The organism is Bacillus sp. FSL H8-0534, from assembly GCF_038005885.1.
GTDB lineage: Bacteria > Bacillota > Bacilli > Bacillales > Bacillaceae_G > Bacillus_A > Bacillus_A pseudomycoides.
Genome location: NZ_JBBOUC010000001.1, coordinates 2,986,882 through 3,010,699 on the forward strand (window position 1 = coordinate 2,986,882; position 23,818 = coordinate 3,010,699).

Annotated in this window: 30 protein-coding genes and 1 other annotated feature; all 30 genes read right to left on the minus strand. The window is 40.5% G+C overall.

The annotated features are described in order from the left end of the window. Nucleotides 1–17: 17 nt before the first annotated feature. Nucleotides 18–203, minus strand: coding sequence for a 30S ribosomal protein S14 (gene rpsN / locus MHH71_RS15280; RefSeq protein WP_001085700.1), 186 nt, complete (start codon nt 201–203; stop codon nt 18–20). 33 nt (nt 204–236) lie between these two features. Next, complete coding sequence (gene rplE / locus MHH71_RS15285) at nt 237–776, minus strand: 50S ribosomal protein L5 (protein WP_018767345.1); 540 nt, start codon at nt 774–776, stop codon at nt 237–239. Nucleotides 777–802: 26 nt separating this feature from the next. Next, nucleotides 803–1,114: a 50S ribosomal protein L24 gene (gene rplX, locus MHH71_RS15290; RefSeq protein WP_000558201.1), complete on the minus strand. Its 312-nt coding sequence runs from the start codon at nt 1,112–1,114 to the stop codon at nt 803–805. Nucleotides 1,115–1,152: 38 nt separating this feature from the next. After that, complete coding sequence (gene rplN, locus MHH71_RS15295) at nt 1,153–1,521, minus strand: 50S ribosomal protein L14 (RefSeq protein WP_000615912.1); 369 nt, start codon at nt 1,519–1,521, stop codon at nt 1,153–1,155. 43 nt (nt 1,522–1,564) lie between these two features. Continuing rightward, a complete protein-coding gene (gene rpsQ / locus MHH71_RS15300) occupies nt 1,565–1,828 on the minus strand; it encodes a 30S ribosomal protein S17 (protein ID WP_016116954.1) in 264 nt (87 codons plus the stop codon). 20 nt (nt 1,829–1,848) lie between these two features. Then, the gene (gene rpmC, locus MHH71_RS15305) at nt 1,849–2,049 is read right to left on the minus strand and encodes a 50S ribosomal protein L29 (protein ID WP_000855718.1); all 201 of its coding nucleotides are present in this window, start codon (nt 2,047–2,049) and stop codon (nt 1,849–1,851) included. Then, nucleotides 2,039–2,473: a 50S ribosomal protein L16 gene (rplP, locus tag MHH71_RS15310; RefSeq protein WP_016116953.1), complete on the minus strand. Its 435-nt coding sequence runs from the start codon at nt 2,471–2,473 to the stop codon at nt 2,039–2,041. The genes rpmC and rplP overlap by 11 nt, the downstream gene beginning before the upstream one ends. A 1-nt stretch (nt 2,474) precedes the next feature. After that, on the minus strand, nt 2,475–3,134 hold the full coding sequence (gene rpsC, locus MHH71_RS15315) for a 30S ribosomal protein S3 (protein WP_000529958.1): 660 nt from the start codon (nt 3,132–3,134) through the stop codon (nt 2,475–2,477). Nucleotides 3,135–3,137: 3 nt separating this feature from the next. After that, on the minus strand, nt 3,138–3,479 hold the full coding sequence (rplV, locus tag MHH71_RS15320; protein WP_003194358.1) for a 50S ribosomal protein L22: 342 nt from the start codon (nt 3,477–3,479) through the stop codon (nt 3,138–3,140). 17 nt (nt 3,480–3,496) lie between these two features. Further along, entirely contained in the window at nt 3,497–3,775 is a 279-nt protein-coding gene (gene rpsS, locus MHH71_RS15325) for a 30S ribosomal protein S19 (protein ID WP_000124454.1), read from the minus strand. Nucleotides 3,776–3,835: 60 nt separating this feature from the next. After that, nucleotides 3,836–4,666, minus strand: a complete 831-nt coding sequence (gene rplB / locus MHH71_RS15330; protein ID WP_006093109.1) for a 50S ribosomal protein L2 — start codon at nt 4,664–4,666, stop codon at nt 3,836–3,838. Between the two features lie 28 nt (nt 4,667–4,694). Continuing rightward, nucleotides 4,695–4,985, minus strand: coding sequence for a 50S ribosomal protein L23 (gene rplW / locus MHH71_RS15335; protein ID WP_006093110.1), 291 nt, complete (start codon nt 4,983–4,985; stop codon nt 4,695–4,697). Then, a complete protein-coding gene (rplD, locus tag MHH71_RS15340) occupies nt 4,985–5,608 on the minus strand; it encodes a 50S ribosomal protein L4 (RefSeq protein WP_003194351.1) in 624 nt (207 codons plus the stop codon). The genes rplW and rplD overlap by 1 nt, the downstream gene beginning before the upstream one ends. Nucleotides 5,609–5,633: 25 nt before the next feature. Continuing rightward, nucleotides 5,634–6,266, minus strand: coding sequence for a 50S ribosomal protein L3 (gene rplC / locus MHH71_RS15345; protein WP_003194350.1), 633 nt, complete (start codon nt 6,264–6,266; stop codon nt 5,634–5,636). Between the two features lie 34 nt (nt 6,267–6,300). Beyond that, entirely contained in the window at nt 6,301–6,609 is a 309-nt protein-coding gene (rpsJ, locus tag MHH71_RS15350) for a 30S ribosomal protein S10 (protein ID WP_001040596.1), read from the minus strand. A 400-nt stretch (nt 6,610–7,009) separates the two neighbouring features. Continuing rightward, a complete protein-coding gene (gene tuf, locus MHH71_RS15355; RefSeq protein WP_003205504.1) occupies nt 7,010–8,200 on the minus strand; it encodes an elongation factor Tu in 1,191 nt (396 codons plus the stop codon). A 117-nt stretch (nt 8,201–8,317) separates the two neighbouring features. Continuing rightward, the gene (gene fusA, locus MHH71_RS15360; RefSeq protein ID WP_018767347.1) at nt 8,318–10,396 is read right to left on the minus strand and encodes an elongation factor G; all 2,079 of its coding nucleotides are present in this window, start codon (nt 10,394–10,396) and stop codon (nt 8,318–8,320) included. A gap of 206 nt (nt 10,397–10,602) precedes the next feature. Then, on the minus strand, nt 10,603–11,073 hold the full coding sequence (gene rpsG / locus MHH71_RS15365) for a 30S ribosomal protein S7 (protein WP_003194344.1): 471 nt from the start codon (nt 11,071–11,073) through the stop codon (nt 10,603–10,605). A gap of 29 nt (nt 11,074–11,102) precedes the next feature. Beyond that, nucleotides 11,103–11,525, minus strand: coding sequence for a 30S ribosomal protein S12 (gene rpsL, locus MHH71_RS15370; RefSeq protein WP_001142341.1), 423 nt, complete (start codon nt 11,523–11,525; stop codon nt 11,103–11,105). Nucleotides 11,526–11,640: 115 nt separating this feature from the next. Next, on the minus strand, nt 11,641–11,889 hold the full coding sequence (locus tag MHH71_RS15375; RefSeq protein WP_016116949.1) for a 50S ribosomal protein L7ae-like protein: 249 nt from the start codon (nt 11,887–11,889) through the stop codon (nt 11,641–11,643). A 113-nt stretch (nt 11,890–12,002) separates the two neighbouring features. Continuing rightward, entirely contained in the window at nt 12,003–15,614 is a 3,612-nt protein-coding gene (gene rpoC, locus MHH71_RS15380; protein WP_003194339.1) for a DNA-directed RNA polymerase subunit beta', read from the minus strand. A gap of 37 nt (nt 15,615–15,651) precedes the next feature. Continuing rightward, entirely contained in the window at nt 15,652–19,182 is a 3,531-nt protein-coding gene (gene rpoB / locus MHH71_RS15385) for a DNA-directed RNA polymerase subunit beta (protein ID WP_018767348.1), read from the minus strand. A 290-nt stretch (nt 19,183–19,472) separates the two neighbouring features. Further along, a complete protein-coding gene (locus MHH71_RS15390) occupies nt 19,473–20,072 on the minus strand; it encodes a class I SAM-dependent methyltransferase (RefSeq protein ID WP_018767349.1) in 600 nt (199 codons plus the stop codon). A 75-nt stretch (nt 20,073–20,147) separates the two neighbouring features. Further along, nucleotides 20,148–20,507, minus strand: coding sequence for a 50S ribosomal protein L7/L12 (gene rplL, locus MHH71_RS15395; protein WP_006093113.1), 360 nt, complete (start codon nt 20,505–20,507; stop codon nt 20,148–20,150). A 67-nt stretch (nt 20,508–20,574) separates the two neighbouring features. Beyond that, nucleotides 20,575–21,075, minus strand: coding sequence for a 50S ribosomal protein L10 (gene rplJ / locus MHH71_RS15400; protein ID WP_006093114.1), 501 nt, complete (start codon nt 21,073–21,075; stop codon nt 20,575–20,577). A gap of 40 nt (nt 21,076–21,115) precedes the next feature. Next, nucleotides 21,116–21,258: a sequence feature (ribosomal protein L10 leader region), on the minus strand. Nucleotides 21,259–21,307: 49 nt separating this feature from the next. Next, nucleotides 21,308–22,000 (minus strand): 50S ribosomal protein L1, encoded by a 693-nt coding sequence (gene rplA, locus MHH71_RS15405; RefSeq protein ID WP_003205496.1) that lies wholly within the window; start codon nt 21,998–22,000, stop codon nt 21,308–21,310. A 181-nt stretch (nt 22,001–22,181) separates the two neighbouring features. After that, the gene (rplK, locus tag MHH71_RS15410; RefSeq protein WP_001085872.1) at nt 22,182–22,607 is read right to left on the minus strand and encodes a 50S ribosomal protein L11; all 426 of its coding nucleotides are present in this window, start codon (nt 22,605–22,607) and stop codon (nt 22,182–22,184) included. A 166-nt stretch (nt 22,608–22,773) separates the two neighbouring features. Continuing rightward, on the minus strand, nt 22,774–23,307 hold the full coding sequence (gene nusG / locus MHH71_RS15415) for a transcription termination/antitermination protein NusG (RefSeq protein WP_000415795.1): 534 nt from the start codon (nt 23,305–23,307) through the stop codon (nt 22,774–22,776). A gap of 131 nt (nt 23,308–23,438) precedes the next feature. After that, nucleotides 23,439–23,618, minus strand: coding sequence for a preprotein translocase subunit SecE (gene secE, locus MHH71_RS15420; protein WP_003194325.1), 180 nt, complete (start codon nt 23,616–23,618; stop codon nt 23,439–23,441). A gap of 32 nt (nt 23,619–23,650) precedes the next feature. Further along, the gene (rpmG, locus tag MHH71_RS15425; RefSeq protein ID WP_002055487.1) at nt 23,651–23,797 is read right to left on the minus strand and encodes a 50S ribosomal protein L33; all 147 of its coding nucleotides are present in this window, start codon (nt 23,795–23,797) and stop codon (nt 23,651–23,653) included. Between the last annotated feature and the right edge of the window lie 21 nt (nt 23,798–23,818).

The following is a 23,818-nucleotide window of genomic DNA, read 5'->3' on the forward strand; positions in this document are numbered from 1 at the left end:
CTTCCCATTTGTGGGTTTTACCAACTAGCTTTTTTAACACCAGGAATTTGACCTTTATATGCAAGTTCACGGAAACAAATACGGCAAAGTTTAAATTTGCGGTATACAGAATGCGGACGACCGCAGCGTTCGCAACGTGTATACTCTTGTACTTTAAACTTAGGAGTACGCTTTTGTTTCGCGATCATAGATTTTTTAGCCACGTTTTCGCCTCCTCTACTTAGCGTTGGCTTCCATTATTTTTGGAATGGCATACCGAATTGTGTTAAAAGTTCACGAGCTTCTTCATCAGTTTTCGCTGTAGTAACGATTACGATGTCCATACCGCGGACTTTACTTACTTTATCATAATCAATCTCAGGGAAAATTAGTTGCTCTTTAACACCTAATGTGTAGTTACCACGACCGTCGAATGATTTCTTAGAAACACCACGGAAATCACGCACACGTGGTAAAGAAACTGATACTAATTTGTCGAAGAACTCATACATTTGCTCACCGCGTAAAGTTACTTTTGCACCGATTGGCATACCTTCACGAAGACGGAAACCAGCGATTGATTTTTTAGCGCGAGTTACAACAGGTTTTTGACCTGCGATATGCGTTAATTCTTCTACTGCATTGTCTAAAGCTTTTGAGTTAGATACCGCGTCACCAACACCAGTGTTGATTACGATCTTTTCGATTTTCGGTACTTCCATCACAGATTTATAGTTAAACTTGCTCACTAGAGCAGGAGTAATTTCCTTTTGGAACTTCTCTTTAAGGCGATTCAATGAAGTGACCTCCTTTCTTAAGAAAATTATTTATCTAATAATTCACCAGATTTTTTTGCAATACGAACTTTTTTACCATCTTCTACTTTGAAGCCTACACGAGTAGGTTCGCCTGTTTTCGGATCTAATACCATAACATTAGAAACGTGAATAGGTGCTTCTTTCGTAATAATTCCACCTTGTGGATTTAATTGAGATGGCTTAGAGTGTTTCTTAACGATGTTAACACCCTCAACGATAACACGGTTTTGCTTTGGGAAAGCCACAAGGATAACACCTTGTTTTCCTTTGTCTTTACCAGTGATTACCTGTACTTTATCACCTTTTTTTACATGCATCTTAATTCTGCACCTCCTTAGCAAGGCAATACCTTAAATTATAGAACTTCTGGAGCTAAAGAAACGATCTTCATGAAGTTGCTATCACGTAATTCACGAGCTACTGGTCCAAAGATACGAGTACCACGTGGGCTCTTATCGTCTTTAATGATAACCGCTGCGTTTTCATCAAATTTAATATAAGAACCGTCCGGACGACGAGCTCCGCTCTTCGTACGTACCACTACTGCCTTAACAACGTCACCTTTTTTAACAACGCCACCTGGTGTTGCTTGTTTTACCGTAGCAACGATAATATCACCAATGTTAGCATATTTACGACCAGAGCCGCCTAATACCTTAATTGTTAAAAGTTCACGTGCACCAGAATTGTCAGCAACTTTCAAACGAGATTCTTGTTGGATCATGTTATGAAACCTCCCTTCGGACTAAAAATTCCGATTCGTCTATTTAGATAATAACCGCTTCTTCAACGATTTCAACTAAACGGAAACGCTTAGTAGCAGAAAGCGGGCGAGTTTCCATGATTTTTACGATATCGCCAATTTTTGCTTGGTTTTGCTCATCATGGGCTTTGTACTTTTTAGAATACTTAACACGTTTTCCGTACAAGGAATGAGTTTTGTAAGTTTCAACTAAAACTGTAATCGTTTTGTCCATTTTGTCAGACACTACACGACCAGTATAAACTTTGCGTTGGTTACGTTCGCTCACTATGCAAACCTCCCCTCAATTTATCGATTAATTCCGATCTCTCTTTCACGAACTACAGTTTTCATACGAGCGATCGCTTTACGCACTTCACGGATGCGAGTTGGATTCTCTAATTGTCCTGTAGCAAGTTGGAAGCGAAGATTAAACAACTCTTCCTTTAAAGCTTTAACTTTTGTTTCGATTTCGGCAGTGGTTAATTCACGAATATCATTAGTTTTCATTAGATTCACCACCATTTTCTTCACGTTTTACGAATTTACATTTCACTGGTAATTTGTGAGCTGCAAGACGTAATGCTTCGCGTGCTACCTCTTCAGATACACCCGCGATTTCGAACATAATTTTCCCAGGTTTTACTACTGCTACCCAGCCTTCTGGTGCCCCTTTACCGGAACCCATACGTACTTCTAGAGGTTTTGCAGTGTAAGGCTTAGAAGGGAAAATTTTAATCCATACTTTACCGCCACGTTTCATGTAACGAGTCATTGCACGACGAGCAGCTTCGATTTGACGGTTTGTAATCCATGAAGCAGCTTGTGCTTGTAAACCGAATTCACCGAAAGCAATTTCAGCTCCACCTTTTGCACGACCACGCATTTTACCACGATGCTCTCTACGATATTTTACGCGTTTAGGCATTAACATATTATTTTCCTCCTTCCTCAGAAGCTTTCTTTTTTGTAGGAAGGACTTCTCCACGGTAGATCCATACTTTTACGCCTAATTTACCGTATGTTGTATCAGCTTCAACTGCTGCATAGTCAATATCAGCGCGAAGTGTATGAAGTGGAACAGTTCCTTCACTGTAAGATTCTGCACGAGCGATATCAGCTCCGCCAAGACGACCAGAAACCTGTGTTTTAATACCTTTAGCTCCTGCACGCATAGCACGTTGAATTACTTGCTTCTGTGCACGACGGAAAGATACACGGTTTTCTAATTGACGAGCGATGTTTTCGCCTACTAATTTAGCGTTAAGATCAGCTCTCTTAACTTCTAAGATGTTGATGTGTACACGCTTGCCTGTTAATTGGTTAAGAGCTTTACGAAGTGCTTCAACTTCTGTACCACCTTTACCAATTACCATACCAGGTTTTGCAGTGTGAATTGTAACATTTACACGATTTGCTGCACGTTCGATCTCTACTTTAGCAACAGCAGAATCTTTTAAGCGTACAGTAATGTACTCACGGATTTTGATGTCTTCATGTAATAATGTAGCGTAATCTTTTTCAGCGAACCAACGAGATTCCCAGTCACGGATAACACCGACACGAAGACCAATTGGATTAACCTTCTGACCCATCGATTATCCCTCCTTCTTTTCTGATACCACAACTGTAATGTGGCTTGTGCGTTTGTTAATTTGGCTTGCACGACCCATTGCACGTGGACGGAAACGTTTCAACGTTGGACCTTCGTCAACGAAAACTGTTTCAACAACTAGGTTGTTAATGTCCATTTCGTAATTGTGCTCTGCATTTGCGATTGCAGATTTTAAAACTTTCTCTACAACTGGAGAAGCAGTTTTTGGTGTGTGGTTAAGGATAGCAATCGCTTCACCCACTTGCTTACCTCGGATTAAGTCTACAACTAAACGAACTTTACGAGGAGCAATACGAACTGTTCTCGCTACTGCTTTAGCTTGCATTGAAGTGCCTCCTCTCATTATCTTCTAGTTTTCTTATCGTCAGCAAGGTGACCTTTGTACGTACGAGTTGGTGCGAATTCACCTAACTTATGGCCAACCATATCCTCAGTGATGTACACAGGTACGTGTTTACGACCATCATATACAGCAATTGTATGACCGATGAACTGAGGGAAGATTGTTGAACGGCGAGACCAAGTTTTAACAACTTGTTTTTGCTCAGATGCAACTAATTTTTCCATTTTGCTCATTAAGTGATCATCGACAAATGGTCCTTTTTTTAAGCTACGAGCCATTGTGGTGCCTCCCTTCGTGATTGGCGTACGGTTCTAGAAATGAACCGTACTACAATCCCATTATTTTTTACGACGACGAACGATAAATTTATCAGACGCTTTATTTTTCTTACGAGTCTTGAATCCAAGAGTTGGTTTACCCCATGGAGACATTGGAGACTTACGTCCGATTGGAGAGCGTCCTTCACCACCACCGTGTGGGTGATCAACTGGGTTCATTACAGAACCACGAACTGTTGGGCGCTTACCTAACCAGCGAGAGCGACCCGCTTTACCGATTTTGATAAGTTCATGTTGTTCGTTACCTACTTGACCAACTGTAGCGCGGCAAGCAGATAATACTAAACGCACTTCACCAGAAGTTAAGCGTACAAGTACGTATTTTCCTTCTTTACCAAGTACTTGAGCAGATGTACCAGCAGAACGAACTAATTGTCCGCCACGACCAGGCTTAAGCTCGATGTTATGAACAACAGTACCTACTGGAATGTTGATTAATGGTAATGCGTTACCGATTTTAATGTCAGCTTCAGCGCCAGACATAACTTCCATACCTACTTCTAAGTTTTTAGGAGCAAGGATGTAACGTTTTTCACCGTCAACGTAGTTAATTAATGCGATATTCGCAGAGCGGTTTGGATCGTATTCGATCGTAGCAACGCGTCCTGGAATTCCATCTTTGTTACGTTTAAAGTCGATGATACGGTATTGACGCTTATGTCCGCCACCTTGGTGACGTACAGTAATTTTACCTTGGTTATTACGACCAGCCTTTTTGCTTAAAGGCGCAAGTAAAGACTTTTCCGGTCTGTCAGTCGTAATTTCAGCGAAATCATTCGTAGTCATGTTACGACGACCATTAGTAGTTGGATTATACTTTTTAATTGCCATCTCAATTTCCCTCCTTCTTTAGTAAGAATTAAACACCTTGGAAGATTTCGATTTCTTTGCTGTCAGCAGTTAGCTTAACGATTGCTTTACGACGACGGTTAGTAAAACCAGCGTGACGACCAACGCGTTTTGCTTTCGGCTTGTAGTTCATGATGTTTACTTTCTCTACATTAACACCAAAGATCGCTTCTACAGCGTCTTTAACTTCTGTTTTATTAGATTTAACGTCCACATCGAACGTGTATTTTTTTTCAGCCATCATTTCCATAGAACGTTCAGTGATAACTGGGCGCTTAATGATATCACGAGGATCTCTCATTATGCAAGCACCTCCTCTACTTTTTCCACTGCCGCTTTTGTCATGATTAGCTTATCATGATGAAGCACGTCTAAAACGTTTACGCCATCAGCAGTGATTACTGTTACTCCAGGGATATTGCGAGCAGATAACTCTACAGCTTCGTTTGCATCAGCAGTTACGATAAGAGCTTTCTTCTCTACAGTTAATCCTTTAAGTACTGCTACCATGTCTTTTGTTTTCGGTGCATTTAACACTAGGTCTTCAAGAACTACAATGTTGTTCTCAACTACTTTAGTAGCTAATGCAGATTTAATAGCTAAGCGACGAACTTTCTTAGGAAGTTTGTAAGCATAGCTTCTTGGTGTAGGTCCGAATACCGTACCACCACCACGCCATTGAGGAGAGCGGATAGAACCTTGACGAGCACGTCCAGTTCCTTTTTGACGCCATGGTTTACGACCACCACCGCGCACTTCAGAGCGAGTTTTTACTTTGTGTGTACCTTGACGTAAAGATGCACGTTGCATCATTACAGCTTCGAAAAGTACAGCTTCATTTGGTTCGATACCGAAAATAGCTTCAGCTAATTCGATTTCACCAACCTGTGAACCAGTTTGGTTATATACAGTAACTTTTGGCATTGGAATTCCTCCTTCCTATTGTGAATTATTTACTAACCTTCACAGCGCCTTGAACAACTACAAGAGATTTCTTAGCACCTGGAACGTTACCTTTTACTAGTAATAAGTTGCGCTCAGCGTCAACTTGAACGATTTCTAAGTTTTGGATTGTAACTTGGTCTCCACCCATACGTCCAGCAAGTTTTTTACCTTTGAATACACGGTTCGGAGCAACTGGGCCCATTGAACCAGGACGACGGTGATAGCGAGAACCATGAGACATAGGTCCGCGAGATTGTCCGTGGCGTTTAATAACACCTTGGAAACCTTTACCTTTAGAAATTCCTGTTACGTCAACGATTTCACCTGCAGTGAAAACTTCAACTTTTACCTCTTGACCAACCTCTAATCCGTCCACGTCTGCATCGCGGATTTCGCGAATGAAGCGCTTAGGAGTAGTAGATGCTTTAGCAGTGTGGCCTTGTTCAGGTTTGTTAGTTAACTTTTCACGTTTATCGTCAAATCCTAACTGAATTGCATTATAGCCGTCAGTTTCTGTTGTTTTCTTTTGAAGAACAACGTTTGGAGTCGCAGCGATTACTGTTACTGGGATTAACTCACCGTTTTCAGCAAATACTTGAGTCATACCGATCTTTCTTCCTAAGATTCCTTTGGTCATGAGTTACACCTCCTACATTTTTAAGTTATATAAATTATAGTTTGATTTCGATATCTACACCAGATGGTAAATCTAAACGCATTAATGAATCTACTGTTTGCGGAGTAGGACTCACGATGTCGATTAGACGTTTGTGCGTGCGCATTTCGAATTGCTCACGAGAATCTTTGTACTTATGAACAGCACGAAGAATTGTGTAAACAGTTTTTTCAGTTGGTAATGGGATCGGACCAGAAACTGTTGCCCCAGAACGCTTAGCTGTTTCTACAATTTTCTCAGCTGACTGATCAAGAATACGGTGATCGTAAGCTTTTAAACGGATACGAATTTTTTCTTTTGCCATTATTTTCCCTCCTTCGTTCGCCTATTTCTAAAATAGACCTTCTCCATGGAAATTTCCCCACACCATGCCATGGCAAAGCGGCCGGGTGTGTCAGCAACCTTCCACTTCATCGCAGTCAAAGACCAACATTGTCTATTATACAATGTTATTCGTCTAGATGCAAGCATCTTTTTGTTTGCATCTACTTTTCTCTACTTTTGCTATTATACATGGCACTTTAAAGAATTTCAAGTTTTCATCTACTCTCATTTAACTTGCAATTTTTGGTCGTTACTTTCGTTTTATATACTATAGAAGAAACTCATTCAAAAATAGAAAATGCACCTCTTTCTTCTATATAAACAAGCAATAAAAAAACTCAAGGGATTCTCCCTTGAGTTTTTAATAATCTATTTAAAGATTATTCAGCAACGATTGTAGCAACTACACCGTAACCTACTGTACGTCCACCTTCACGAATAGAGAATTTAGTTCCCTCTTCGATTGCGATTGGAGCGATAAGTTCGATAGTCATTTCGATGTTGTCACCAGGCATTACCATTTCAGTACCTTCTGGTAATTGGATGATACCAGTTACGTCAGTTGTACGGAAATAGAATTGCGGACGGTAGTTAGCGAAGAATGGAGTGTGACGTCCACCTTCTTCTTTAGATAATACGAAAACTTCAGCTTTGAATTTAGCATGAGCTTTTACAGAACCGCTTTTAGCAAGAACTTGTCCACGTTGGATGTCTTCACGAGCAACCCCACGAAGTAGAGCACCAATGTTGTCTCCAGCTTGAGCTTGGTCAAGAAGTTTACGGAACATTTCTACACCAGTTACAGTTGTAGAAGCGTTCTCTTCAGCAAGACCGATGATTTCTACTACGTCACCAACTTTAACTACTCCACGCTCTACACGTCCAGTTGCAACTGTACCACGACCTGTGATAGAGAATACATCCTCGATAGGCATTAAGAATGGTTTGTCAGTTTCACGTTCTGGAGTTGGGATGTAAGCATCAACTTCAGCCATTAATTCGATGATTTTTTCTTCCCACTCAGCTTCTCCTTGAAGAGCTTTAAGAGCAGAACCTTTAACTACAGGAATATCGTCGCCTGGGAATCCGTATTCAGATAATAGGTCGCGAACTTCCATTTCTACTAATTCTAATAATTCTTCGTCGTCTACCATGTCGCATTTGTTTAAGAATACAACGATGTAAGGAACACCTACTTGACGAGAAAGAAGGATGTGCTCACGTGTTTGAGGCATTGGGCCATCAGCAGCAGATACTACTAAGATACCGCCGTCCATTTGAGCAGCACCAGTGATCATGTTTTTAACATAGTCAGCGTGACCTGGGCAGTCAACGTGTGCATAGTGACGAGTTTCAGTTTCGTACTCAACGTGTGCAGTTGAGATTGTGATACCGCGCTCTCTTTCTTCTGGAGCAGCATCGATTTGGTCGTATCCGCGTGCTTCAGCACCACCAGCTTTTGCAAGAACTGTAGTGATCGCAGCAGTTAATGTAGTTTTACCATGGTCAACGTGGCCGATTGTACCGATGTTAACATGGGGTTTAGAACGTTCGAATTTAGCTTTAGCCATTCTAAATTCCTCCTTAGTTTATATAGGTTATTTTATATTTAGACTAGAAAGTGAAACTTAAGTCCCACTTTCTAAGCTTACATAAGTAGTTATACTTGAACAATCGATAAAAATCAATTATTCACCTTTATTTTTTTTGATAATTTCTTCTGAAACAGACTTCGGTACTTCTTCATAATGATCAAATGTCATTGAGAATGTTCCGCGTCCTTGCGTGTTAGAACGTAATGACGTTGCATAACCGAACATTTCAGAAAGTGGAACCATAGCGCGAACAACTTGTGCGTTACCGCGAGCTTCCATACCTTCTACACGTCCACGACGAGATGTTACGTCACCCATAATGTCACCCATGTACTCTTCAGGAATTACAACTTCAACTTTCATCATTGGCTCAAGAATTACTGGGCTACATTTAGAAACCGCAGCTTTAAGCGCCATAGATGCAGCGATTTTGAACGCCATCTCAGAGGAGTCAACATCATGGTAAGATCCATCAACTAATGCAGCTTTAATGTCAACTAGTGGATAACCAGCTAGTACACCATTTTTAAGTGCATCTTCAAGACCTGCTCCAACAGCTGGGATGTATTCACGTGGAACTACACCACCGACGATCTTGTTTTGGAATTCGAATCCTTTACCTTCTTCATTAGGTTCAAACTCAATCCAAACGTGACCGAATTGTCCACGACCACCAGATTGACGAGCGAACTTACCTTCAACTTTCGCAGCAGCACGGAAAGTCTCACGGTATGCTACCTGAGGAGCACCAACGTTTGCTTCCACTTTGAATTCACGACGCATACGGTCAACGATGATATCAAGGTGAAGTTCACCCATACCAGCGATGATTGTTTGGCCAGTTTCTTGGTCAGTGTGAGCACGGAATGTTGGATCTTCTTCAGAAAGCTTAGATAATGCTGTACCCATTTTATCTTGGTCAGCTTTAGATTTTGGTTCGATAGCTACAGAGATAACTGGCTCTGGGAATTCCATAGACTCAAGGATAACAAGGCTCTTCTCGTCACAAAGAGTATCACCAGTAGTAGTATCTTTTAAACCAACAGCAGCAGCGATATCACCAGCGTAAACTGTTGAAATCTCTTCACGGCTGTTAGCGTGCATTTGTAGGATACGTCCTACACGCTCACGCTTACCTTTAGTTGAGTTTTTCACGTATGATCCAGAGTTTAACACACCAGAATATACACGGAAGAACGTTAATTTACCAACATAAGGGTCAGTCATGATTTTGAATGCTAGAGCTGCGAATGGCTCTTCATCGCTAGACTTACGTTCTACAGCTTCATCTGTATCCGGAAGAGTACCTTTAATAGCAGGTACATCTAATGGAGATGGTAAGTAGTCAATAACTGCGTCTAACAGAATCTGAACACCTTTATTTTTGAATGCAGAACCACAGATTACTGGGAAGAATTCAACAGAAGTTGTAGCCTTACGGATACCAGCTTTAAGCTCTTCTACAGTAATTTCTTCACCTTCTAGGTACTTCATCATCATTTCTTCATCAAGCTCAGCTACCGCTTCAATAAGTTTTCCACGGTATTCTTCAGCTAGTTCTTTGTGCTCTTCAGGAATTTCAACACGCTCGATGTCTGTTCCTAAATCGTTACCGTACATGTAAGCACACTCTTCAACAAGGTCAATGATACCATTGAACTCGTCCTCAGCACCGATTGGTAACTGAATTGGATGTGCGTTTGCTTGTAAACGATCGTGGATTGTTCCTACAGAGTATAAGAAATCTGCACCGATCTTATCCATTTTGTTAACGAATACGATACGAGGTACGCCGTAAGTAGTAGCCTGACGCCAAACAGTTTCTGTTTGTGGTTCTACACCAGATTGTGCATCAAGTACTGCTACCGCACCATCAAGTACGCGTAAAGAACGTTCTACTTCTACTGTGAAGTCTACGTGTCCTGGAGTGTCAATGATATTTACACGGTGACCTTTCCATTGAGCTGTAGTTGCAGCAGAAGTAATTGTGATACCACGCTCTTGCTCTTGCTCCATCCAGTCCATCTGAGATGCACCTTCATGAGTTTCACCGATTTTATGAATACGTCCTGTGTAATACAGAATACGCTCAGTTGCTGTTGTTTTACCAGCATCGATGTGAGCCATGATACCAATATTACGAGTGTTTTCTAAAGAGAACTCTCTTGTCATTTGGTGTCTTGCTCCTTCCATATATGGATTGGATTATTTTATTTTAAGTAGCAAAAAAGCCACTTTATATTGTTACATATGCCAGTGTCCAGTACCCTCATTATGTAAAACGAGCGCCCAACGAAAGGGAGAGGCATTCTCCCTCTCCACACTTCCATAAGCGACAAATAAAGCGGTTTATGCATACATTTATTTTACGTTGAATCCTACCAACGGTAATGAGCAAATGCTTTGTTAGCTTCTGCCATTTTATGAGTGTCTTCACGTTTCTTAACAGATGCACCAGCGTTGTTAGCTGCATCTAAGATTTCGTAAGCTAGACGCTCTTCCATAGTTTTTTCACCACGAAGACGAGCATAGTTTACTAACCAGCGAAGACCTAAAGTTGTACGGCGTTCTGGACGAACCTCAACTGGAACTTGGTAGTTAGCACCACCAACACGACGAGCGCGTACTTCAAGAACAGGCATGATGTTCTTAAGAGCTTGCTCGAATACTTCCATAGGCTCTTTACCAGCACGTTCACGAACGATATCGAACGCGTTATAAAGAATTGTTTGAGATTTACCTTTTTTACCGTCAACCATCATTTTGTTGATTAGGCGTGTTACAAGTTTAGAATTGTACATTGGATCTGGTAACACGTCACGTTTCGCAACAGGTCCTTTACGAGGCATATTGAGTTCCTCCTTTCATTTTAAGTTTATTATTTTTTAGCAGGTTTTGGTCGCTTAGTACCATATTTAGAACGTCCTTGCATACGTTTGTCAACACCAGCTGTATCAAGCGCACCACGAACGATGTGGTAACGTACCCCTGGTAAATCCTTTACACGACCACCGCGAATTAATACTACGCTATGCTCTTGTAGGTTATGACCGATACCTGGGATGTAAGCTGTAACCTCGATACCATTTGTTAAACGTACACGAGCGTATTTACGTAACGCTGAGTTCGGTTTCTTTGGAGTCATTGTACCAACACGAGTACACACACCACGTTTTTGAGGTGCAGAGATATCAGTTGATTTTTTCTTTAAAGAGTTGAAACCTTTGTTTAACGCAGGTGATTTAGATTTCCATACTTTATCAGTACGACCATTTCTCACTAATTGGTTAATAGTAGGCATTTGATTTATCCTCCCTTCGCATGTTTGTATGACCACATATCCAGGTGGTTCATTATTAGTTGAAAACAAAGTTTTTGCAAGGAAGAGCAAATGCTCTCTCCTCACAAAAACAGTTTTAACTTATTATTCCTATTGCTGAAGCTCCCACTTGAATCCCCGAAACTTTTCCAAGTTTACGAATTGATTCAACTTTGGTTATGGGTACGTTATATTGCAATGCAGTACGAGTAATAACATGGGTTAACCGCATGTCAGCATCTTCTGCAATGACAACTTCTTTAACTGTACCATTTTTGATTGCTTCCAATGTTCGTTTATGACCAACGACTACATTTTCAGCAGTTGACACTTTTTGATAAGACATATACATATCCTCCAAAGCATCGTTCAGGAGCAACCTTGCTTATAGTAACATTTTGACTCATATAATGTCAACTAGGATTATCTGTTTTTATACAAAATTTACGACGGAAAATTTTACTGTTCCACATAAACTTCATCGTTTTCTACATTCATGTCATCTTGTGTTGTTTTCACAAGATCCACTTTGCGATAACGATTCATACCTGTTCCAGCAGGAACAAGTTTACCGATAATAACATTCTCTTTCAATCCTAGAAGTTCATCACGTTTTCCTTTAATTGCTGCATCTGTTAGAACACGAGTTGTTTCTTGGAACGATGCTGCAGATAAGAATGAATCTGTTTCTAGTGAAGCTTTTGTAATACCAAGAAGAACCGGTCTAGCCGTTGCTGGTTGTTTACCTAATAGTAACACCTTCGCATTCGCATCAGTGAACTGATGGATGTCTAGTAACGTTCCTGGTAATACATCTGTTTCACCAGCATCGCTTACGCGAACTTTACGAAGCATTTGGCGAACCATTACTTCTACGTGCTTATCACCAATTTCTACCCCTTGCATACGGTATACTTTTTGAACTTCACGTAGTAAGTATTCTTGAACTGCTGTAATATCAGTTACTTTTAATAATTCTTTCGGATCAATAGAACCTTCTGTTAACTCTTTTCCGTGACTGATAGGCTGTCCTGGAGTTACTTTCAGACGAGCACCGTAAGGAATAGCATACGTACGAGCTTCAACTTCACCCTGTACAACTACTTCTTGACGATCTTTAACATCGTTGATCGCTGCGATAACACCGTCGATTTCACTGATAACTGCCTGACCTTTCGGATTACGAGCTTCGAAGATCTCTTGAATACGAGGTAAACCTTGTGTGATATCATCCCCGGCAACCCCACCTGTATGGAACGTACGCATCGTTAACTGTGTACCTGGCTCACCGATAGATTGAGCTGCGATAATACCTACCGCCTCTCCTACTTCTACGTCTGTACCAGTTGCTAAGTTACGACCGTAACACTTCTTACATACACCATGGCGAGTATTACATGTAAACGCTGAACGAATGTTTACAGTTTCAACACCCGAATTTTCAACGATATGAGCGATATCTTCAGTAATTAATTGGTTTTCACCAACTAATACTTCACCTGTTTCAGGATGTTTTACAGTTTTTCTTGCAAAACGTCCAACAAGACGGTCATATAATGACTCAATAACTTCATTACCCTCTTTAATCGCACCAATTAGTAAACCACGATCTGTTCCACAATCATCTTCACGGACAATTACATCTTGTGCAACGTCTACAAGACGACGTGTTAAGTAACCAGAATCGGCAGTTTTAAGTGCTGTATCGGCAAGACCTTTACGCGCACCATGCGTAGAGATGAAGTACTCAAGTACTGTTAAACCTTCACGGAAACTTGATTTGATTGGAAGTTCAATGATACGACCAGATGGGTTTGCCATCAAACCACGCATACCAGCAAGCTGAGTAAAGTTCGATGCGTTACCACGGGCACCAGAATCACTCATCATGAAGATTGGATTGCGCTTATTCAAGGATTTCATCAGTTTTCCTTGGATAACATCTTTCGCATTACTCCAAATAGAGATAACACGATCGTAACGTTCTTCTTCCGTGATTAAACCGCGACGGAATTGTTTAATTACATTATCCACTTTTGCTTGTGCTTCGTGGAGAATTTCATCTTTTTCACCTAATACAAGAATATCCGCTACCCCAACTGTAATACCAGCTTTTGTAGAATATTTAAATCCTAAGTTTTTCATGCGATCAAGCATACGAGATGTTTCCGTAATTTGGAAACGTTTAAATACTTCCGCAATGATATTTCCAAGGATTTTCTTGCTAAATGGCGCCACTTCTTCACGACTAGCGATAATCTCTTTAATGTTCGCACCTTTTTCAACGAAATACTTCGCTGGTGTTTCTTTTTCAAGGTTTGAATTTGTCGGTTCGTTAATATAAGGGAACGACTTCGGTAAGATTTCGTTAAACATTAATTTACCAACTGTTGTTAATAGCAGTTTGCTCTTTTGCTCTTCAGTAAATGTTTCGTTGTTTACTGAACTTGCAGCAACTGCAACACGTGTGTGCAGATGTACATATCCATTTTGATATGCAAGCAATGCTTCATTTGCATCTTTGAACACCATACCTTCACCAATTGCACCCTCGCGCTCAAGTGTTAAGTAGTAGTTACCTAATACCATATCCTGAGATGGAGTAACAACTGGTTTTCCATCTTTCGGGTTCAAGATGTTTTGTGCCGCTAACATAAGAAGACGAGCTTCCGCTTGAGCTTCTGATGATAACGGAACGTGAACCGCCATTTGGTCACCATCAAAGTCCGCGTTGTATGCAGTACATACAAGTGGATGAAGACGGATTGCGCGTCCTTCTACTAATGTAGGTTCGAACGCCTGGATACCAAGACGGTGAAGCGTTGGAGCACGGTTTAGAAGTACAGGGTGTTCTTTAATCACAGATTCTAAAACATCCCAAACTTCAGGTTGTACACGCTCGATTTTACGCTTCGCACTCTTAATGTTGTGTGCTAATCCTTTTTCCACTAAATCTTTCATAACGAAAGGTTTGAACAGTTCAAGCGCCATCTCTTTCGGTAATCCACATTGATACATCTTTAAGTTCGGTCCTACAACGATTACAGAACGGCCAGAGTAGTCAACACGTTTACCTAATAAGTTTTGACGGAAACGTCCTTGTTTACCTTTAAGCATGTGAGATAGTGATTTTAATGGGCGGTTACCTGGTCCAGTAACTGGACGGCCACGACGACCATTATCGATTAATGCGTCTACAGCTTCTTGTAACATACGTTTTTCGTTTTGAACGATGATGCTTGGTGCACCTAAGTCCAATAGACGTTTTAAACGATTATTACGGTTAATTACACGACGATATAAATCATTTAAGTCAGAAGTTGCAAAACGTCCACCATCTAACTGTACCATTGGGCGTAGTTCTGGCGGGATAACTGGAAGAACATCTAAGATCATCCAAGATGGCTCATTACCAGAGTTACGGAATGCTTCTAATACTTCTAGACGTTTAATAGCACGAGTACGGCGTTGTCCTTGTGCTGTTTTTAATTCTTCTTTTAAGAAGTCTACTTCTTTATCTAAATCGATGTCTTGTAATAGCTTCTTAATTGCTTCTGCACCCATAGCAGCTTGGAATGTGCTGCCATATCGATCACGATATGCACGGTATTCTTTTTCAGAAAGTAATTGCTTCTTATCAAGTGGTGTATCTCCACTTTCTGTTACAACATAAGAAGCGAAATAAATTACTTCTTCAAGCGCGCGAGGGGACATGTCTAAGACAAGTCCCATGCGGCTCGGGATACCTTTGAAATACCAAATATGAGATACAGGAGCAGCTAATTCGATATGGCCCATACGTTCACGACGAACTTTTGCACGCGTTACTTCAACGCCACATCGATCACAAACTACACCTTTATAACGTACACGTTTATATTTTCCGCAATGACATTCCCAGTCCTTTTGTGGTCCGAAAATACGCTCACAGAACAAGCCATCTTTTTCAGGCTTTAACGTACGATAGTTAATCGTTTCTGGTTTCTTAACTTCACCGTATGACCAAGAACGAATCTTGTCAGGTGAAGCAAGTCCAATCTTCATATATTCAAAGTTATTTACATCTATCAAGGGGCCTACCTCCCTTTTAGTCTACAGGTTATCCCAATTATTCCTTAGTTGTCTCAACTTCGATATTCAATTTGTCTGCTGATTGATGATCATCATCTTCCGTATCACGCATCTCAATTTCTGTATCGTCACTAGACATCATTTTAACGTCCATACCTAAACTTTGCAGTTCTTTAATCAATACTTTGAATGATTCTGGAACGCCTGGTTCTGGAACATTTTCACCTTTAACAATTGCTTCGTACGTCTTAACACGTCCAACAACATCATCAGACTTCACTGTTAAGATTTCTTGAAGAGTATAAGCAGCACCGTAAGCTTCAAGTGCCCAAACCTCCATCTCACCGAAACGCTGTCCACCGAACTGAGCTTTACCTCCAAGAGGTTGCTGCGTTACAAGTGAGTATGGTCCAGTAGAACGAGCATGAAGTTTATCGTCAACCATGTGCGCAAGTTTGATCATGTACATGACACCAACAGATACGCGATTGTCGAATGGTTCACCAGTACGTCCATCATAAAGGATTGTTTTCGCATCATTTGCCATACCAGCTTCTTCGATTGTACCCCATACGTCTTCCTCACGAGCACCATCGAATACTGGCGTTGCAATATGGATGCCAAGGTATCTTGCTGCCATACCAAGATGAAGCTCTAATACCTGACCGATATTCATACGAGATGGTACCCCTAATGGGTTCAACATGATATCAATTGGCGTGCCATCTGGTAAGTAAGGCATATCTTCTTCTGGTAAAATGCGAGAGATAACACCTTTGTTACCATGACGACCGGCCATCTTGTCACCTTCAGAAATTTTACGTTTTTGAACGATATATGCACGTACAAGTTGGTTCACACCTGGTGGCAATTCATCGCCATCTTCACGGTTGAATACTTTTACATCTAAGATAATACCGCCACCACCATGTGGTACACGTAGTGATGTATCACGTACTTCACGCGCTTTTTCACCGAAGATTGCATGTAATAGACGTTCTTCTGCTGTTAATTCTGTTACACCTTTTGGCGTTACTTTACCAACAAGTAGATCTCCATCTTTTACTTCAGCACCGACGCGAATAATACCGCGCTCGTCAAGATTACGAAGTGCATCTTCCCCAACATTCGGGATATCACGTGTAATTTCTTCTGGTCCAAGCTTCGTATCACGAGCTTCTGATTCATATTCTTCAATATGGATAGAAGTGTACACATCATCTTTTACAAGGCGCTCACTCATGATGATTGCATCCTCGTAGTTATAACCATCCCATGTCATAAAGCCAACAAGCACGTTACGTCCAAGTGCTAGTTCACCTTTTTCCATAGAAGGACCATCCGCAAGGATTTCACCTTTTACAACTTGATCTCCAACACTTACAATTGGACGTTGATTGTAACAAGTTCCTTGGTTAGAACGAATGAATTTCAACATTTTGTAGCGATCTAAATCGCCTTTTACTTTTTGACCGTCAACTTCTACATAGCGACGTACCCAAACTTCACGTGCTTCTACGCGCTCAACAGTACCAGGATGTTTACAGATTACTGCAGCTCCTGAGTCTTTTGCTGATACGTACTCCATACCTGTACCTACAATCGGAGATTCCGGATTCATTAACGGAACCGCCTGACGTTGCATGTTCGCACCCATAAGTGCACGGTTGGAGTCATCGTTTTCTAAGAACGGAATACAAGCTGTCGCTGCGGACACTACTTGTTTTGGAGATACATCCATGTAATCGATACGTTCTTTATTTGTGACAATGTTTTCACCACGGAAACGAGCTACGATATCTTCATCAAGGAATTCTCCTTCTTCAGATAATTTCATGTTCGCTTGGGCTACAACATAGTTATCTTCTTCATCTGCTGTTAAGTAATCAACATGGCCCGTTACACGTCCAGTTTCTGGATCAACACGACGGTATGGTGTTTCAATGAAACCAAACTCATTTACTTTCGCGAATGAAGATAATGAGTTGATCAAACCGATGTTTGGTCCCTCTGGCGTTTCGATTGGACACATACGACCATAGTGAGAGTAGTGAACGTCACGTACTTCAAAGCCTGCACGCTCACGCGTTAAACCACCAGGTCCTAATGCAGATAGTCTTCGTTTGTGTGTTAACTCTGCTAATGGGTTTGTTTGGTCCATGAACTGAGATAACTGAGAACTTCCGAAGAACTCTTTAATAGATGCAATAACCGGACGAATGTTAATTAACGCTTGCGGTGTAATTGCATTTGTATCTTGAATCGACATTCTCTCACGAACAACACGTTCCATACGAGAAAGGCCGATACGGAATTGGTTTTGTAATAACTCCCCTACAGAACGAAGACGACGGTTTCCTAAATGGTCAATATCATCTGTATCCCCTACTTTGTATAGTAAGTTAAAGAAGTAGCTAATAGAAGCAAGGATATCACCTGGTGTGATGTGTTTTACGTCACGAGTGATATTTGCATTCCCAATTACATTGATAGAACGTTCACCGTCTGACTCTGGAGCATAAATCTTAATCGATTGCAGCTCAACATCGCCTTCTACCACTCCACCCATTGGTTTCGCTGTCTTGAATCCAATGTTTTTCTCTAAGTAAGGTAAAATGCGATCTAGTGTACGACGGTCTAAGATTGTTCCTTCTGCTGCTAAAATTTCTCCAGTTTCTGGATCTACTAATGTTTCAGCTAAGCGTTGGTTAAACAATCTGTTTTTAATGTGTAACTTTTTGTTGATCTTGTAACGACCTACATTTGCTAAATCGTAGCGCTTCGGATCAAAGAAGCGAGAAACAAGCAAGCTTTTCGCATTTTCTACTGTTGGTGGTTCACCTGGGCGTAGACGCTCATAAATTTCAAGCAATGCTTTTTCTGTGCTATCTGTGTTGTCTTTTTCTAGCGTATTGCTTAAGTATTCGTTATCACCTAAAAGCTCGGTGATTTCTTGATCAGAGCCAAACCCTAATGCGCGTAACAAAACAGTTACAGGAAGTTTACGCGTACGGTCGATACGCACATATACAACATCCTTAGCATCTGTTTCATACTCTAACCAAGCTCCGCGGTTTGGAATTACAGTAGCAGTAAAACCACGTTTTCCGTTTTTATCCACTTTGCCACTATAGTATACGCTTGGAGAGCGAACTAACTGGGAAACGATAACACGTTCTGCACCGTTAATTACGAATGTTCCTGTCTCTGTCATGAGTGGGAAATCTCCCATGAACACATCCTGTTCTTTTACTTCACCAGTTTCCTTATTGATTAGACGAACTTTCACACGAAGTGGTGCTGCATACGTCACATCACGCTCTTTACATTCTTCTACAGAGTATTTAGGTTCACCTAAGCTGTAGTCGATAAATTCAAGCGATAGATTTCCCGTAAAGTCTTCAATCGGAGAAATGTCTTGGAACATTTCTCGCAAACCCTCATCAAGAAACCACTGATAAGAAGAGGTTTGAATTTCGATAAGATTTGGTAACTCTAATACTTCACTAATACGGGCATAACTTCTTCGTTGGCGGTGGCGTCCGTATTGAACTAGTTGACCTGTCAACTGCTTCACCCCTCAAATCATGAGTATTATAAATGCACAAAAAAATTGTGCAAAATCACAAATAAATATAGCTAACGCCAGTAGCGCAGCTTTTTTCTCTCAAAGATAGATACGTTGAGTCTTTCTACCTGCTCAAAAAAGAAAAATGGCTTCTATAAGAAAACCATCATTCTGTTTCATCATCTGCTGATTTTACTATCTTTTCCAAGAGAAGCAAAAATATACATCGTTCTCAACGCAGAAAATCATATATTGGCATTGTATAATGTTAACATAGCCAAAAATAACCGTCAACGTTTTTTTGATTTTATGATATAATATCCTTTTTTCTTTTCTACAACTTCAACTTCAGAAAATGTTTCCTCTAGTTTTTTAAGCGCAGATGGTGCACCTTGTTTCTTTTGAATAACAATCCAAAGCTCTCCACCCGACACTAGATGAATGGCAGCTTTTTCTAAAATCTCATGCACGATATGCTTACCAGCACGAATTGGAGGATTAGATAGAATAGCAGCATACTTGCCATCTACATTTTCATAGACACTACTTTGAAAAATACGAACGTTTTCAACTTTGTTATTAGCAGCATTTTCTTTTGCAAGTCCAAGTGCCCTTTCGTTCACATCCACCATGTGAACACTACGCTCTTGAAACTCTTTCGCTAACGACAAACCGATTGGACCGTATCCACATCCCACGTCTAATACGTCACCTTTAATATCCGGCATTTGAAAAGCTTCAATTAAAAGACGAGAACCAAAGTCCACCTCGTTTTTCGAAAACACCCCATGGTCAGATAAAAAAGCAAATTGAGATCCTCGCAATGTATATTCCCATCGTTTACGATCACTTTTGCTCGAAGGGTCATTAGAAAAATAATGGTCTGCCATATGGCCACCTCTTTTCTTTACAGTTAAAAAAAAAGCCCGCATAAGAGCGAGCTTTTTTTAAGCTTCAAAAGTTAATTACTTAACTTCTACAGCAGCGCCAACTTCTTCAAGTTTAGCTTTCATTTCTTCAGCTTCTTCTTTAGAAGCGCCTTCTTTGATTGCTTTTGGTGTGTTGTCAACTAATTCTTTAGCTTCTTTTAAGCCAAGACCAGTGATTTCACGAACAACTTTGATAACTTTGATTTTTTGCGCGCCAGCACTTTCAAGTACTACGTCAAATTCAGTTTTCTCAGCAGCAGCTTCACCAGCGCCACCAACAACAGCTACAGGAGCAGCAGCAGTTACGCCGAATTCTTCCTCGATAGCTTTTACTAAGTCGTTAAGTTCTAATACAGTCATAGATTTAACTGCTTCAATGATTTGTTCTTTAGTCATTGTAAATATCCTCCCTTAGATAGGTTTGTATTGTTTTATCGATAACACGTAATTATCTTTTAAAAAATTAAGCGCCTTGCTCTTCCTTTTGATCTGCAACTGCTTTAGTAGCAAGTGCAAGGTTACGGATTGGAGCTTGAAGAACGCTAAGAAGCATAGAAAGTAAGCCTTCACGAGATGGAAGAGTAGCGATAGCTTTAACCTCATCAAGTGTTACAAGTTTACCTTCGATTACGCCCGCTTTAATTTCTAAAGCTTCATGATCTTTAGCGAAGTCGTTTAATACTTTCGCAGGAGCAACTACATCCTCGTTACTGAACGCGATTGCGTTTGGTCCTGTTAAGAATTCGTTTAACTCAGCCATTTCAACAGATTCTGCAGCACGACGAGTTAAAGAGTTTTTGTAAACTTTGAACTCAACGCCAGCTTCACGTAAGTTTTTACGTAATTCTGTTGCTTCAGCAACTGTTAAACCACGGTAGTCAACAACGATTGTAGATTTACTTTCGCGAAGTTTTTCAGCGATTTCAGTTACAACTTGTTGTTTAGTTTCGATTGCTTTGCTCATGTTATTACACCTCCTGTAGATTATATAGAAGATGTACCGACAGTGCACTAAAAAACCCCCATGCCCAATTGTAGACATGGAGGCATATAGTCACAGAAAAAATTCCGTTTCGTATATTAACACCTAGGTGGGAAATTAAGCCAAGTTGGCACCCACTGTCTACGGTACACTATTTAAATTCACAACATAAATGATTATATTAAAACTTCTTTATGAAGTCAACTTCCAATTTTTACGCGATTGTAGAAACGTCTACACGTACGCCAGGTCCCATTGTAGAAGCAACAGTTGCGTTCTTCATGTAAGTACCTTTTGCAGCAGCTGGTTTAGCTTTTAACAGCGTGTCAGCAATTGTTTTGAAGTTTTCTACTAGTTTAGCATCTTCGAAAGATACTTTACCGATTGGAACATGGATGTTACCAGCTTTATCAACGCGGTATTCAACTTTACCAGCTTTGATTTCGTTAACAGCTTTTGTTACATCGAAAGTAACTGTTCCAGTTTTAGGGTTCGGCATTAAACCTTTAGGTCCTAATACACGACCAAGTTTACCAACTTCACCCATCATGTCAGGAGTTGCTACTACTACATCGAAATCGAACCAACCTTGTTGGATTTTGCCGATGTAATCAGTATCACCTACGAAGTCAGCGCCAGCAGCTTCAGCTTCTTTTGCTTTTTCGCCTTTAGCGAATACTAATACACGTTGAACTTTACCAGTACCGTGTGGAAGAACAACTGCACCACGAATTTGTTGGTCAGCTTTCTTAGGGTCAACACCTAAACGAAATGCAGCTTCTACAGTTGCATCAAATTTAGCTGTGTTTGTTTTCTTTACTAATTCTACTGCTTCTGTTGCAGAGTAAGCAGTTGCACGATCAACAAGCTTCGCAGCTTCTACGTACTTTTTACCTCTTTTAGCCATGTTTATTTCCTCCTTGAATGTGGTTTTAGCGGAATAACCTCCCACGTTTACGCCTTCATTCCGGGAACCCCCGAGGATGTGCGCCCATCCATTTATTTAAAAACGATACTCATTTACGATAATAAAGGTTGCGAATTGGAATTCCAGACCCGCAACCTTTTTTACAAAAAAACAAATCGAATTAGTCTTCGATTACGATGCCCATACTGCGTGCAGTACCTTCAACCATACGCATTGCAGCTTCTACACTAGCAGCGTTTAGGTCAGGCATTTTAGTTTCAGCGATTTCGCGAACTTTATCACGCTTAACAGTTGCCACTTTATTACGGTTTGGTTCACCAGAACCAGACTCGATACCAGCTACTTTCTTAAGAAGAACAGCAGCAGGAGGAGTTTTAGTAATGAAAGTGAATGAACGGTCTTCGAATACCGTAATTTCAACAGGAATGATAAGACCAGCTTGGTCTGCTGTACGAGCGTTGAACTCTTTACAGAAGCCCATGATATTAACACCCGCTTGTCCTAATGCTGGACCAACTGGTGGAGCTGGGTTAGCTTTACCTGCAGGAATTTGAAGTTTTACCATTTTAATTACCTTTTTAGCCACGAGACACACCTCCTTAAGTCCGTGATGTGGTCAATTGGGCAGTGATTTGCCCTCCCACTTTTATTTTATCTGTACGATAAAATCTTTTCAAAAAACGTCTCCGTTACCGAAGACGTACTGACTTAAAAGATATTATCACTTTTTACAATTCATTTCAAGTTTCATTTTATAATTTTTCAATTTGATGGAAATCCAGCTCGACCGGTGTTTCACGACCAAACATGTCTACAAGCACTCTTACTTTTTGTTTTTCCATATCAATCTCTTCGATTGCGCCTGTATAGTTCGCGAATGGCCCTTCATTTACACGCACTGTTTCATGAAGTTCAAAGTCAAAATCAACCACTTCATTGTCCATTCCCATATGCTTCATAATGGTAACAACTTCCTCTTCTAATAAAGGAGATGGCTTTGAACCTGACCCAGAAGATCCAACAAAACCTGTTACGCCTGGTGTATTACGAACAACATACCAAGAATCATCAGTCATAATTAGTTCAACTAATACATAACCTGGGAATACTTTTCTTTTTGTTAACTTTTCTTTTCCGTTTTTCATTTCTACTTCTACTTCTTCCGGAACAACAACACGGAAAATTTTATCTTGCATTCCCATTGATTCTACACGTTTCTCTAGGTTTGCTTTTACTTTATTTTCATATCCAGAATAAGTATGGACAACATACCAACTTTTTTCCATTCATTTAGGACGAGCGTCCTTCCCTCCCTGACGTACATTTTTTTGTGCAAATGAAAAAACCCGTTCATCGGGCTTTTACACAGTTCGTATAAATAACATTATATCATGGATAAGTGCTTCTTATTCAAGAACTAACCAAGAATTAACCGAATTAAAGAAGAAATACCCATGTCAACTACTGCAAAGAAAACTGCAAAAAACACAACTGTCGCAATAACAGTAGCTGTTGAACGGAGTAATTCATCTTTCTTAGGCCAACTTACTTTTTTCATTTCGCGACCTACATCGCCGAAAAAGTTCGTCAAACGCATTTACGGGACCTCCAGTGTATTGTTTCGATTATTTATTTTGTTTCCTTATGAACTGTATGCATATTGCATGTTTTACAAAACTTCTTTATCTCAAGTCGCTCTACTGAGCTCGTATCTTTCATTGTGGAGTAGTTTCGATTCTTACACTCTTCACATGAGAGTACAACTTTTTTCCTCATTTGTTACACCAACCTTGTAAC